Origin of the sequence: Lactococcus petauri (genome assembly GCF_023499275.1) — a bacterium.
GTDB classification, from domain to species: domain Bacteria; phylum Bacillota; class Bacilli; order Lactobacillales; family Streptococcaceae; genus Lactococcus; species Lactococcus petauri.
Map to the genome: position 1 here is coordinate 758,700 of NZ_CP094882.1, position 14,124 is coordinate 772,823.

General features: G+C 37.6%; 13 protein-coding genes and 1 tRNA gene. 13 read left to right on the top strand and 1 reads right to left on the bottom strand.

Features of this window, described 5'->3' with window-relative positions:
• The first annotated feature begins 128 nt into the window (after positions 1-128).
• A tRNA-Ile gene (locus lgb_RS03805) sits at positions 129-202 on the top strand.
• Between the two features lie 496 nt (positions 203-698).
• On the opposite strand, the gene lgb_RS03810 is transcribed toward lgb_RS03805, so the two are convergent.
• Positions 699-2,225, bottom strand: a complete 1,527-nt coding sequence (locus lgb_RS03810; protein WP_019293167.1) for a glycosyltransferase family protein — start codon at positions 2,223-2,225, stop codon at positions 699-701.
• A gap of 534 nt (positions 2,226-2,759) precedes the next feature.
• On the opposite strand from lgb_RS03810, the gene lgb_RS03815 reads away from it, so the two are divergent.
• The 12 genes from lgb_RS03815 (at position 2,760) to lgb_RS03870 (ending at position 14,015) form a co-directional block, all read left to right on the top strand.
• A complete protein-coding gene (locus lgb_RS03815) occupies positions 2,760-3,209 on the top strand; it encodes a MarR family winged helix-turn-helix transcriptional regulator (RefSeq protein WP_029343317.1) in 450 nt (149 codons plus the stop codon).
• Positions 3,206-4,732 carry an MDR family MFS transporter gene (locus tag lgb_RS03820; protein ID WP_019292130.1) on the top strand — a complete coding sequence of 509 codons (1,527 nt, stop codon included), beginning with the start codon at positions 3,206-3,208 and terminating at the stop codon, positions 4,730-4,732. The genes lgb_RS03815 and lgb_RS03820 overlap by 4 nt, the downstream gene beginning before the upstream one ends.
• The gene (locus tag lgb_RS03825) at positions 4,732-5,448 is read left to right on the top strand and encodes a DUF4811 domain-containing protein (protein ID WP_019293164.1); all 717 of its coding nucleotides are present in this window, start codon (positions 4,732-4,734) and stop codon (positions 5,446-5,448) included. The genes lgb_RS03820 and lgb_RS03825 overlap by 1 nt, the downstream gene beginning before the upstream one ends.
• Positions 5,449-5,610: 162 nt before the next feature.
• On the top strand, positions 5,611-6,192 hold the full coding sequence (locus tag lgb_RS03830) for a hypothetical protein (protein WP_004258153.1): 582 nt from the start codon (positions 5,611-5,613) through the stop codon (positions 6,190-6,192).
• A gap of 75 nt (positions 6,193-6,267) precedes the next feature.
• Positions 6,268-7,026 (top strand): MurR/RpiR family transcriptional regulator, encoded by a 759-nt coding sequence (locus tag lgb_RS03835; RefSeq protein ID WP_019292127.1) that lies wholly within the window; start codon positions 6,268-6,270, stop codon positions 7,024-7,026.
• Between the two features lie 163 nt (positions 7,027-7,189).
• Entirely contained in the window at positions 7,190-8,584 is a 1,395-nt protein-coding gene (locus tag lgb_RS03840; protein WP_019293163.1) for an MFS transporter, read from the top strand.
• 81 nt (positions 8,585-8,665) lie between these two features.
• Positions 8,666-9,901: a phosphopentomutase gene (locus tag lgb_RS03845; protein WP_019293162.1), complete on the top strand. Its 1,236-nt coding sequence runs from the start codon at positions 8,666-8,668 to the stop codon at positions 9,899-9,901.
• Between the two features lie 3 nt (positions 9,902-9,904).
• A complete protein-coding gene (locus tag lgb_RS03850) occupies positions 9,905-10,174 on the top strand; it encodes a zinc ribbon domain-containing protein (protein ID WP_019293161.1) in 270 nt (89 codons plus the stop codon).
• A gap of 19 nt (positions 10,175-10,193) precedes the next feature.
• Positions 10,194-11,009, top strand: coding sequence for a purine-nucleoside phosphorylase (locus lgb_RS03855; RefSeq protein ID WP_019293160.1), 816 nt, complete (start codon positions 10,194-10,196; stop codon positions 11,007-11,009).
• 83 nt (positions 11,010-11,092) lie between these two features.
• Entirely contained in the window at positions 11,093-11,791 is a 699-nt protein-coding gene (deoD, locus tag lgb_RS03860) for a purine-nucleoside phosphorylase (protein WP_019292123.1), read from the top strand.
• Between the two features lie 129 nt (positions 11,792-11,920).
• A complete protein-coding gene (locus tag lgb_RS03865) occupies positions 11,921-13,591 on the top strand; it encodes a formate--tetrahydrofolate ligase (protein ID WP_019293159.1) in 1,671 nt (556 codons plus the stop codon).
• A gap of 13 nt (positions 13,592-13,604) precedes the next feature.
• The gene (locus tag lgb_RS03870) at positions 13,605-14,015 is read left to right on the top strand and encodes a VOC family protein (RefSeq protein ID WP_019293158.1); all 411 of its coding nucleotides are present in this window, start codon (positions 13,605-13,607) and stop codon (positions 14,013-14,015) included.
• Positions 14,016-14,124: the final 109 nt, after the last annotated feature.

Consider the following 14,124-nt stretch of genomic DNA (forward strand, 5'->3'; position numbering starts at 1 on the left):
GGTATTCATCTAAAGCGCCTGCTTTATGTAGGCGTTTTAATGTGCTATAATAAACATGTCGGACACAGACCATTTACCAGATTACATACGTCTGACATTACTCCCTAGTTCAGAATCAAGGGAGATTTGGTTCTTTAACTTAGCTGGTTAAAGTCCTCCGCTCATAACGGAGTTAGCGCTGGTTCGAATCCAGCAAGAACCATATGAAAAGATTTGAATTTATTTATAAATTACTTGCGACTTTGTTTATTGTATTAGCAATATTTCTTCAGTATTTTACAGAATATAAATCTGTAAGCCGGATTATATTGGTCATTATTTTAATAACTGTTTTGATTAGATCATTTTTTCCGAACCGTGAAAAATAAAGATTATGCTATAATAAGTTTCTGTTCTTAATAGGTAGATCTCTATGACAATAGGGCTTTTTTGTTATACTCTAAGTACACAATTGGTTATTTCAATTTATCCCCTACACTCTGTGGGGACTTTAATTTAAGGGGCAAAAAAGGGGCAGAAATCATATAAAACTGTATTTTTTTATCATTTTTTATACTTTATGAATACTTGAAAAATACTGATTTGTAAAGGACTTTCAGGCCTTTTATACGATGATATACTACAAAAGGAACAATCTACTATTGACGTTTAATAATTAAAAAAAGCTCTCAGCTATAAAACTGAGAGCTTTTTTGATTTTATTTGTTTTGACGATTGTTAAAATAATTTAAGTATCCAATTGATGATAACATAATAATCGCTGGAAGGAATTGTATTAAATAGCGACTTCTACCAGCTTCGAAGATTGATAAGTATAGGATGACACCAAATAATACAATCTGCAGGTAGAATTCAAAATTAGAGGTCTGCCTAAATTTTTTAAAATAAGCAACCAGTCCCAAAATTATTATAGACCAAGCGATTTGAAGGTATAGGGCGTAATTACCATAGTGAGGATTTCCAACATAGATTACTGATCTTATCTTTTGACCAAATTTAGAGTTTGTAAATTTGGTTTTAACAATATTTTGTTCTTTTAAAACATTTTCTGCAGTCCAACCTAGACTACCATCTTGTGTAAAAATTTTAAATTTAGTACTTTGGTGCTTGATAAGACCCCAAGTACCAAATCGTGAGAATCTTTTTTTTACATCCTCTTTAAGTTGAGGTTCCAGTTCAGATCTTGGTTTAAATTGACCCTTAGCGTCCAAAAACTTAACATCCTGACTGACTGCTGCATGATCTGCTCCTGTAGCAGTCAAGCCTAAGTCTACAAAAAACCAGGGACTCATAGTGTATTTTCCATCATATTCTACAAACTTTTGATTTTCCGCATAAAAATTAATAGCGAAAGTCATTGTGAGCATCCCTAAAAGAAGGAGTAAGCTCCGGATGAACAGGCGCTTAAGGTTTACTTGTTTCTTGTCGAAAATCAACCTATAGATAATCAGGAGGATTAAGGCGATAAGGTAAATAAAAATGGGCACTCTAATTTTGTAGGCAATACTAAAAAGAAGGCCAATAGCAAACCATCTAAAAATCCCAGCTTTATCTAAATTTATAATCACTAAATAACACAGCAGAGCCATTAGGAAGAAGGTAGCTGGATCGCTATAGAAAGATAAAAAATGTGGTTGTAACCCAAATAGAAATAGGCTTTCTAAAAAGACAATTCGAGCTAATTTTTCCCCCTTCAGATGATCAGCCAGACCCGTCAGCAATAAAATACCGCCATCAATAAGTAGAGCATTTAAAATTGACACAGTTAAAATAAGGTGCGGGGCTGTAACAATGCCGTTCAAGATTTTAAAGGTGATAAAAATGAGAAAGTTATTCGGAAATAAGGAGAAGTACCTAATGGATGAACCACTGTGTGTTGGTGGAGCGGTTGCTACCTTATATAGAATAGAAGCATCTCCGTTGGGAAGGCATTGGGCAAATACAGATATCACAATCTGACCTATGAAAAGTATTCCGATAACAAAATAACGATAAGTATAAAGGAGTTTGAAGAGCTTGATAACCAAGGGTTTTAGAGATTTATAAAAGATGATTCCCGAAACAATTCCCAAAACAAGTAGTGATAAAAAGAATGTGTGACTCATACTCGGAAGAACATCCGAAAAGATGTACCTTACAGACCAAAAAAGCCAATAAAACGAAAGTAAAAATAATAAGAAGAAAAGTATTCTTTTTATTGCGCTATCTATGTGTTGCATCCTCATTTTTCTTATTCACTCCTGTAAAATTAAAATTTTCCAATATTTATATTTTATCATAAAACCAATGAAATTAAATCCTTAGTTTATGGAAACACCAATAAAAATAAACGTTAAAAAAACTATGTTTAAAATATCAATAAGTCTCCTCCAGTTAATAATGTTTTTTTTATGATTATGATTTTTTGTGCCCAAACTGCATATTGCAAAGCTAAAATTTAACCTTTTTTATTCAGTTTACCTTAAGATACAAGACTTATAATACATACATTCCATAAAAAGAGTTGGAGATTTTCAAAAAACTATTTTTTATCTCCTTGCTCTGCACTAGTATTATCGAAAAAAATGGCCATTAAAGTAGACCACTATTAGGAGGTCTCTTTTTATATGAAAACTTTTTCACTAATATTCCCAAATAAAAAAGAGGGATAACCTTGAGGGATTAAGCTTTCTTTATCGTAGTAAATTTTTGACAATTGATAATAAAGAGAATATAATACTAACAGTGTTAGATAATTAATAGTGTTAGGAATGGAAGATATGGATTACAATCAAGCAGCAGAAACTTTTTTATCTTGTGTGAAGAGTCGCAGTAAAACTGAAGTTATGAGCCGTTTTAGTAAGTATGCGCATGGTGAAAAACTCGTTTTGGTTGGCCTCTATAAAAATACTGGCTCACCAATTTTACCTAGTGACATTGCGAAGCAAACCAATATGAGTACAGCGCGAGTAGCAACAATTCTTAATAATCTTGAGGAGAAAGGACTTGTTACACGTGAGATCTCTCGTACGGACCGTCGTAAAATTTTAGTGGCTATCACGGCTAAAGGTCGTGAAGAAGCGGAGCAATCAAGAAAAGAAGCTGTGAGCCGTATTGTGAAAATCCTTGAACGAATGGGCGAAGAACGCACCAAAAGTTTTGTCGAAAATGTCCAACTATTTTTTGATTTAGCAATGGAAATATTTGAGGAGGAAAACGAAAAAGTATGACTGAAGAATTAACAAAAGATCAGCCACTCGATATTCATGGGAAACCATTTAATCGAGGAATTGTTCTTGCACTTATTTTGATTGCTACTTTTGGAGGGATGCTCATGCAAACCTCATTGGGTACAGCAATGCCCACATTGATGAATGATTTTAATATCTCTTTAGCTACGGGGCAACAAGCCACAACATGGTTCTTGTTGGCAAACGGAATTATGATCCCTGTATCGGCCTATTTAACAACAAAATTCCCAACACGCTGGTTATATTTGATTTCTTATGCAATTTTATTGGCTGGAATGTTTGTCGCCTATTCGGCACCAACTTCGACATGGAGCGTCTTTTTAGGAGCTCGTATCATGCAAGCTATTGCCGTTGGTATTTCGATGCCCTTGATGCAGGTTGTTATGGTCAATATGTTCTCACCAAAACAAATGGGTGCTGTTATGGGTGCTATGGGACTTGTTATAGGTCTTGCACCAGCAATTGGCCCTACTTATGCAGGATGGATTCTAGATAAAGATCATGTCATTTTAGGATTCACTCTGGAACAATCATGGCGCACAATCTTCTTGATTCCAATGGTTGTTATTGCCATTTGTTGGGTATTGATGCTTATTTTTATGCGTGACATTGTGCCTAATCGTGACATGAAGCTAGATTTTATGTCATTAGTCGAATCAGTTCTTGGTTTTGGGCTCTTTTTATGGGGCTTTACAAATGTAGCTAGCGATGGCTGGGGTGATCTTCAAACGGTTATCCTACCTATCGTTGCGGGGGTAGCAATCATTGCTCTCTTTGTCCGTCGTCAATTGCATATGGAAACACCTTTCTTAAACGTTTCCGTATTTAAAAATAAACAATTTGCTTTGACAACCGTTGTTATGGCACTTTCAATGATGGCTATGATGGGTGTTGAAATGATGTTGCCTTTGTATATGCAACAAGTCCACGGTCTTTCACCATTGAGTTCAGGTTTGACACTCTTACCTGGTGCCTTGATGATGGGGATCGTGAGTCCACTTGCGGGTGCTGCCTATGATAAAGTAGGTGCGAAACGCTTGGCGCGTGTTGGTTTTACCATTTTGGCCATTGGTACAATTCCATTTATGTTTTTGACAACAACAACACCAGAACACTTTATTACTGTGCTCTATGGTTTGCGTATGTTTGGTATTGCGATGGTAATGATGCCTCTAACTGCATCAGCCATGAACGCTTTACCACGCGAACAATCAGCACATGGTACTGCAGCAAATAGTACAGCACGTCAAGTTGCTTCAGCTGTTGTTGTGGCGCTCTTAAGCTCTGTTACGCAAAATATTATTACCAATTCACAACCTGCAGCAAGCTTGAAAGAGTCCAACCCACTTGCTTTTGCAGGAGATATGTTAGATGCCATGCTTAAAGGCTATCACGCCTCTTTCGCTATAGGGTTAGCCTTTGCTATCCTTGGGCTCGTGCTTTCATTTTTCCTTCAAGGGCATATTGTTAAAAACAAAAAAGAAGTAGGAGGTGAGAAATAATGATTATCATACTTATTGTTTTATTTACACTTTTAACCTTCTACGGCTTTATCCACATTGATAAAATATTTTGGCGTGGTCTTGTTGGTGGTTTATCATTAGTCCTACTCACAGCATCAGTTATGGCTTTGACAATACACATTAAAGATAACTGGGGTATGGAGAAAGTAACTTCTACTGAAACGAAGAAAATTTACACAGCAGGAGATACTAATGCTGCCTTTGGGATGCTTTTAAAAGCAGAAATCGGTCAAGACACCAATAATTATGCTTTAGTCTACCGTACAAACAAAGAAGATAAGGAGCCTGAAGTTCATTTCCAACCGGATCAAAAACATATGGTTGAAACTTTGAAAAAAACGGCAGACTACAAGCTGACGTCTGAGTCTGAAGCCAAAGTTGTTACAACAACAGTCAAATGGAAATTTAAAGACAACTTTATGAAGTTCCTTTTCGGTATTGGCGGAGAAGAAGGAAAGCTTGTTTCTCAACACGCGCGTGCTTACGTGCCTAAGGATACGTGGCTCGTCTTGACCCAAGATGAAGCTAAAAAACTTCAACAAGAAGTACCAGCGATGCAAGCTCAGCAAGAAGCAGCACTGAAAGCAAATCCTGCGCAAGCAAAAGCAATGATGGAACTACAAAAGAACAGCCCAGAGGAATTCACAAAACTGCAAGTTAAGCAGATTAAAGAACGCCTAGCTCTTAAAGAATAACAAGAGAGTCTGAATTTATTCAGACTTTTTTCTTTTAAAGTGTATAGAAAACTGAACTCTTCCCTAATATACGTAAAAAAACAGGAAATGTAACCAAATTGTAATTTTATTCGCTGGGAAATATTGTAAAATAGTGAACATAGAAAGGTTGGTATTATAAAAGTGAACTCTGATAGTAGAAAAAGAATCAGGAACTTGGTGATTGGTGCTCTTCTTACGGCTTTAGGGATTTTAATTCCGATGATTATGCCGGCAAAAATCGTAATTGGCCCCGCATCATTTACTCTTGCTTCACACGTGCCAGTTATGGCCGCTATGTTCTTTAGCCCTTATTTAGCAGCGCTTGTAGCTGTTGGGACCACACTTGGTTTCTTTATTAGTGTCCCAGTTCCCCTTATCTGGATGCGAGCGGCAACTCATATTGTAGTAATGACTGCTGGTGCTTGGTTCTTGAAGAAGAATCCAGATTTAGTTGACAAAAAAGTTAAACTACAAGTTTTTAACCTGATTTTGGGAGTTTTCCACGCAGGATTGGAGGCCTTGGTTGTTTTAGCCTTTTATCGTATTGGTTTTGCAGATCTTAACCCTCAAGCCTTAAATAGCTTGCTTATGCTTGTCTTCTTCGGTGGAATTGTTCATAGCTTTGTCGATTTCAACCTTGCATTTGGTTTATGTAAAGTCCTCAATAAAATTTATACTATTGATGTCTTTAAAAATTCAAAATTAAAATCATTAGCAGAATAACACCAGACAATTGCGCTCATGAAGAGCGCTTTTTTGTATCTTCTTCCTTCTTGGATATGATATAATTGAGTAACTATGGAAAAATTATCAGATGCGGAAATGTATACTTGGGAATTTTTGGAAGAAAACAAGTCAAAAGTTCAATTGATGTCAATTACTCAAATTGCTGAAGAAGCACATGTGAGTACAGCCACAATTGTGCGAACTCTCAAAAAAAGAGGATTTGATGGCTTTGCCGATTTCAAAAATTCTCTCAAAAGAAATAAAAATGGAGCTAATGCGGAAGAAAACAAGATAGTTGGTTTGTCTGACGAGGCTAATCAATATGTTTTTAAGAACTTGATTGAAGTTTCACGGACGATTGGTTTACTTAACCCTGCCGACTTGGAAGCTATTTCGAAAGCTTTAGTGGAAACGAAGATGATCATGACAGTAGCGCGTGGCGCAAGTGAAGCTGTAGCGGATGATATGATTCATCGATTTCAAACGCTAGGGAAAAATGCAATCAGTCGTTACTATGATGATATGGAAATGTATGCTGAAAAACTGACTTCAGAAGATATGATGCTTATCGTTTCTTCAACAGGTGAGGAGAAAATCATTGTTTCTGCAGCTAAAAAAGCAAAGAAGAAGGGTGCAAAAGTAATAGTTCTGACAAGTAACTACCGAAGCCAATTGGCCCAAATGAGTGACTACTATCTACTTGCTTATCAAAGTAAATTAGAGAAAGAAGAACTCTATGGAGATGCTGGAAGTATTTTACCTTTAGAAGTAATTTGTCGTATTATGGTGGATATGTTTACGATCTATCGCGCAAAAGGTACAATCAGATAAAAGAAGACAAGTTAGTAACTTGTCTTTTTTTTTTGTAAAGTTTTTCAAGATATTTCATGAGAAAGCGAATACATTTTCAGAAATGTTTAAGATATAATAATTATATTCTTTAAAGATAGCGTTTTCATGAAACGCTTAAATATATCATATCGGAGGACTAACTGTGGAAGCACAACTCTCTACAAGTCAGCAAAATACAACACAAGAAGTACAGGTGGGCAAAGCTGTTCCTGTCATCCTTTTATTGATGATTTTTTCTTTGGTCATTGATAATTCTTTTAAAATAATTTCCCCTAAACTGGTTGAATATTTCCATGTTTCTGCGAGTACAGTAGCTTGGCAAGTGACCTTGGCCGGATTAGTTATAGGAATGGGAGCAGTCGTCTATGCATCCCTTTCTGACAGTATTAGTATTCGTTCATTACTTATTTTTGGTATTCTTTTGATTTCTGCAGGTTCCTTTATGGGTTACCTGGTTCATGATAATTACTGGTTGGTTGTTTTTGCGCGTGTCATTCAGGCAGCTGGATTGGGTGCTACTGAAACCCTCTATCTTATTTTTGTAGCCCGCTATGTTGCACCAGATAAGCAAAAAAAATATTATGGCTTTTCAACGTCTAGTTTTCAAATTGCGACAGTTATTGGCACTTTGACTGGAGGATTTATCACTACGCATTTGGCTTGGCAAACGCTTTTCCTTGTGCCGTTACTTTCTTTATTGGTTATCCCCTTCCTTTTAAAATATCTTCCCAAAGAATCTGGTGAGAAAAAATATATTGATGTGATGGGAATTATGCTTGTTGCAGCTGTTGCTGTTACTGCAATGGTTTACCTGACCAACTTCTCGTGGCTTGTTTTGATTGGTTTTATTTTGGCAACAATTGTTTTCTTACTTTATATTTCGAAAAAGAAAAATGCTTTTATTACGATTGACTTCTTCAAAAACAAATTGTTTGTCTTTACTTTGATTGCTGCACTTTTGATCTACTCGACACAAGCTGCCTTTACCTTGAATACATTTTCATTTTTGCTTACAAATGTGTATCAAATGCAATTAGATAGTGTATCTTTGATGTTTATTCCTGCATGTTTAGCAGCTGCGATTGTAGGTAGTCTTTCAGGAGCAATTGCTTCCAAACTTAATTCATTTAAAGCCGTTATTGTTTCAATGGTGACTATTGTGGTGACAATTGTGCTTGCTGCATTGTTCATGGGAGCCTCAGTTTTCCTTTTTACAGGCTTACTTATTTTAAGTTCATGTGCTTTTGCCATGATGTATGCACCACTTATGCACACAAGTTTGGAAAAAATGCCAGAAGAAAATAAAGGAACAGCAATTGGTTTCTACAATCTTTGCATCAATATTGCAATGTCAATCGGGTTTACTTATTCTTCACGTTTTATTGATGGTGTAAATCTTCATGTTTTTGCGGCAACCGTCAAAGGACATTATAGTGAGGTTCTTCTCATGATTGCATGTGTAGCCATTGCGGCTTTAGCAGTTTTCGTTTTTCTCATCAAAGGGCAACTTCCGAACGAGAAAAGTTTTTCTGCATGAAGGTTTAGCTCTGGAAACCTATTCATCACTAAATAGTTTATAATGATAATATAGAAGTTCACTAAGTAAGGAGAAAATAATATGCCTAAGAAATTTAATCGTGTTCACCTCGTAGTTATGGATTCCGTTGGAATCGGTGCTGCACCAGATGCAGATAAGTTTTTCAACCACGATGTAGAAACACACGAAGCAGTAAATGATGTGAATTCGGATACAATTGGTCACATCTCAGAAATCCGTGGTCTAAATGTTCCTCATCTTCAAGAAATGGGCTGGGGCAATATCCCACGCGATACAGCCCTCAAAACTATTCCAGCTGCTGAGCAGCCTAAAGCTTATGTGACCAAGTTACAAGAAGTTTCTAAAGGTAAAGACACAATGACAGGGCACTGGGAAATCATGGGCTTGAATATTCAAACTCCTTTCCCAACATATCCGGAAGGATATCCTGAAGATCTCCTTCAAAAAATTGAAGAGTTTTCGGGCCGTAAAGTCATTCGTGAAGCCAACAAACCTTATTCTGGAACAGCTGTTATCGATGATTTTGGACCACGTCAAATGGAAACAGGCGAGTTGATTATTTATACTTCAGCTGATCCTGTGTTACAAATTGCGGCACACGAAGATATTATTTCTCGTGAAGAATTGTACAAAATTTGCGAATACGTGCGTTCAATCACACTGGAAGGTTCTGGTATTATGATTGGTCGTATAATTGCTCGTCCTTATGTGGGTACACCAGGGGACTTTACACGTACTGATGGCCGTCGTGATTATGCCTTGAGCCCATTTGATGAAACAGTGTTAGAAAAACTTTATAATGCTGGCGTAGACACATACTCAGTAGGTAAAATCTCTGATATTTTCAACACAGTTGGTGTGAAATATGATATGGGACATAATAAAAACGATATGGATGGTGTCGATCGTCTTCTCAAAGCAATGCGTAAAGAAGAATTCGTTGAAGGCTTTAGCTTTACGAACTTGGTTGATTTCGATGCGAAATATGGTCATCGTCGTGATGTAGAAGGTTATGGACAAGCAATCGAAGACTTTGACGGACGTTTGCCTGAAATTCTTGAAGCCATGCATGAAGATGACTTGTTAATGATTACAGCTGATCACGGGAATGATCCAAGCTATGTAGGTACAGACCATACACGTGAATATATTCCACTTGTTATCTTCTCACCTTCATTGAAAGAACCAAAAGTTCTACCTTTGGGCCACTTCGCGGATATCTCTGCTACTATTGCAGATAATTTTAATATTGACAAGGCTGAAATCGGGGAGTCCTTCCTTGAAAGCTTGGTCTAATTCATGACTAAAAAAGTTTTTTGTCAATCTTGCGGTATGCCTTTAGCACAAGCGGTCGATTTTGGAACGGAAAGAAACGGCCAATCAGCTACCGAATATTGTAGATATTGCTACCAGAATGGCTCTTGGACACAACCCAATATTACTTTGGAAGAAACAATTGCTTTAGGAAGTAAAGCCTTGGAACAACTGGAAATATCAGGAATTAAAAAATGGCTCCTCAAGACACTTTACCCGATGCAAATAAAGGGCTTGAAGCGCTGGAAAAAATAAAAATTAAAGGAACACAAAAATGGAATTGAAAATGAAGTTAGACGAAACGACAAAATACCTCAAAGATCAAGGTATTGGCGCTATTGATGTCGCTCTTATCTTAGGATCAGGTTTGGGAGAATTAGCAGGAGAAATTGAAAATCCTGTTATTATCAAATATGAAACAATCCCTCACTTCCCTGTTTCAACAGTTGTTGGTCATGCTGGACAACTCGTTTATGGTGATTTATCTGGTAAGAAAGTTATTGCTATGCAAGGGCGTTTCCACTTCTATGAAGGAAATACAATGGAAGTTGTGACTTATCCTGTACGTGTGTTCTCAGCTCTTGGTACACCATCAATTATTGTTACCAATGCTGCAGGTGGAGTAAATAAAGACTTCGCACCTGGCGACTTGATGATCATCAACGATCATATCAACTTCATGGGAACAAACCCATTGATTGGTCCTAATGACGATGAAATCGGTCCACGTTTCCCAGATATGTCACAAGCCTACGACAAAGCCTATCAAGAGCTTGTTAAGGAAACAGCAGCAGAAATGTCAGCTAAAGTTCAAGAAGGGGTCTACATGGGCTTCACCGGACCTACTTACGAAACACCAGCAGAAATTCATATGGCTCGCACGATGGGAGCTTCAGCCGTAGGTATGTCAACTGTTCCTGAAGTTATTGTGGCTGTTCATTCCGGAATGCGTGTTCTAGGTATTTCATGCATTACTAACTTAGCTGCAGGAATGCAAAGTGAACTTAATCACGCTGAAGTTGTTGAGACAACAGAACGTGTGAAAGAAACATTTAAAACACTTGTTAAGAATGTTTTAGTGAAAATGTGATAAAATAAGAGAAAACGTGTTAGCGTTTTCTTTTTTTAGTGAAGAAAGCTGGCACCAAAATAACCTAAACATAAGGAGTAACTATGTCAGTTCATATCGAAGCTAAAAAAGGTCAAATTGCAGATAAAATCCTCTTGCCAGGCGATCCATTGCGTGCCAAGTTTATTGCTGAAAATTTTCTCGAGGATGCTCAACAATTTAATAATGTGCGAGGCATGTTGGGCTATACAGGGACTTATAAAGGACACCGTATCTCAGTTATGGGAACAGGCATGGGAATGCCATCAATCTCCATCTATGCACATGAATTAATCACCGAATACGGCGTGAAAAAATTGATCCGAGTAGGCACAGCAGGTGCGCTAAATGAAGATGTTCATGTACGAGATTTAGTCTTGGCACAAGGCGCTGCCACAACTTCACGCATTATTAAAAATGACTGGCCACAGTTTGATTTGCCGCAAATTGCTGATTTTGATTTGTTAGATAAGGCCTATCACATTGCGAAAAACTTAAATATTCCAACCCATGTAGGAAATGTTCTTTCGGCTGACTTATTCTACAGTGATATTGATACGCTGGCTATAGGTAAATTGGGCGTAAAAGCAGTAGAGATGGAAGCAGCAGCTCTTTATTATTTGGGTGCAAAACATAATGTCCAAACATTAGGAATCATGACCATCTCTGATAGTCTAGTGACAGGAGAGTCAACAAGTTCAGAAGAACGTCAAACTACCTTTACTGATATGATGCGTGTAGGGCTTGAAACACTTATTGTTTAGGAGAAAGTAAAAGTTAAAGCCGAACATTGAAAGGGTAAAATTATTAAATTTAGCATTTGCAAAGGAAATTTCCAGATGTTTCTGTTAAAATGATAAGAAAGTTATGGAGATTAGGGAGTTATTTAAAAGATGAAAACAGATATCGAAATTGCACAAGAATGCAAGATGGAAGCTATCACAAACGTCGCTGAAAAAATTGGTTTAAGTTTTGAAGATATCGAACTTTACGGAAAATATAAAGCAAAAATACCACTCGAAAGCCTTAAAAAGTTTGAGGATAATGCTGAGGGAAAACTTGTCTTGGTTACATCCATTAACCCAACTCCTGCTGGTGAAGGAAAATCAACGGTGACAGTTGGACTAGCAGATGCCTTTGCACGCTTGAACCAAAAGGTAATGGTGGCGCTACGTGAACCTTCATTGGGCCCTGTGATGGGGATAAAAGGTGGTGCAACAGGTGGAGGATATGCTCAAGTTCTTCCGATGGAAGATATTAACTTGCATTTCACAGGCGATATCCATGCCATGACAACAGCGAATAATGCTATTGCAGCACTTTTAGATAATCATATCTTCCAAGGAAATACTCTAAACATCGATAGTCGTCGTGTTGTTTGGAAACGTGTCTTAGATATGAATGACCGCGAGCTTCGTCATATCGTTGCTGGCTTAGGCAGTGTAGTTAATGGTGTGCCCCGTGAGGACGGTTTTGATATCACGGTAGCCAGTGAGATTATGGCTGTTTTATGTTTGGCTACCTCATTGACAGATTTGAAAGAACGTCTTTCACGTATTGTTGTGGCTTATACTTATGATCGTCAGCCGGTCACTGTGGGTGATTTAGAGATTGAAGGTGCAATTACAGTCCTATTGAAAGATGCACTTAAGCCAAATCTGGCCCAAACTATTGAAGGGACACCCGTATTAGTACATGGCGGTCCTTTTGCCAATATTGCGCACGGCTGTAACTCTGTTTTAGCCACAAAAACAGCCTTAAAATTAGCAGATGTAACTATTACAGAGGCTGGATTTGGAGCAGATTTAGGCGGCGAAAAATTCCTTGATATCAAAACACGTCAACTGGGAAAAACCCCTGATGCTATTGTAATTGTTGCTACTCTTCGTGCGTTGAAAATGCATGGTGGTGTAGCTAAAACGGAACTAACTGGCGAAAATGTTGCAGCCGTTACCCAAGGCTTTGCAAATCTGAAACGTCATATTAAAAATATGGCGAGCTATGGTGCGCCAATCGTTGTAGCCATTAATCAATTTGCCAGTGATACTGAGGCGGAAATAGCTGAGTTAACACGACTTGTTGAAGCAGAAGGTGTTGCTGTGAGTTTGACACAAGTCTTTGAAAAGGGCGGTGCAGGTGGAATTGATTTAGCCGAAAAACTAACAAGTATTTTCACGCAGGAAGCAAGAGAGTTCCATTATCTTTATGATTTAGAAGCATCAGTAGAGAGCAAGATTACAACAGTTGTGACACAAATTTATGGTGGCAAGAAAGTTAATTTTTCTGCAAAAGCAGCGCGTCAATTAAAAGAAATTGAGGAGAATGGTTGGGATAAGTTGCCTGTTTGTATGGCGAAGACACAATATTCATTTTCTGATAATCCTAAACTTCTGGCAGCACCAGAAGGCTTTGAAGTTACCGTGCGTGAGTTGGTGCCAAAGATTGGAGCAGGATTTATCGTGGCCTTGTTGGGTGACGTGATGACTATGCCTGGCTTACCTAAAAAACCAGCGGCTTTAAATATGGATATTGACGAAACTGGGAAAATCACTGGTTTGTTTTAAGCAAAGGAGAACGATGGTAAAAGCAAAACTCACCCCTTTTATTACATTAAATGGTAAGGCCAAGGAAGCGATGACTTTTTATGCTCAAGTTTTGCCAGACACAAAGATTATACGGATGGAGTTTTATCATGAAAGTCCAGCTTTTTTTGAGCTGAAAGAAGAACTTGTTTTATATGGGAGTTTGGAAATAAAAGGGACAGAACTTTTCTTTCTTGATATGCAAAAAGAATATGCAGCACCAACACCAAATTGGTCAAATTCCCTTCTTCTGGACTGTGCGACCGAGGCTGAATTTGATGAAATCTTTGTAGCTTTAGCAGACCAAGGAAGCGTGATGATGGGGCCGGAAGCTGTAGGAGATATTCGTAAATGTGCCTGGATCACTGACAAATTTGGCATTACATGGCAACCAATCTGGAAATAAAGAGAAATAGTTATCCTTTTTTACGGATAACTTTTTTGTTTGCTGATATTAAATAAATAAAATTCCGGTATAAAAAAATCTTAACCCCTCGATAAACAAATAATATGAC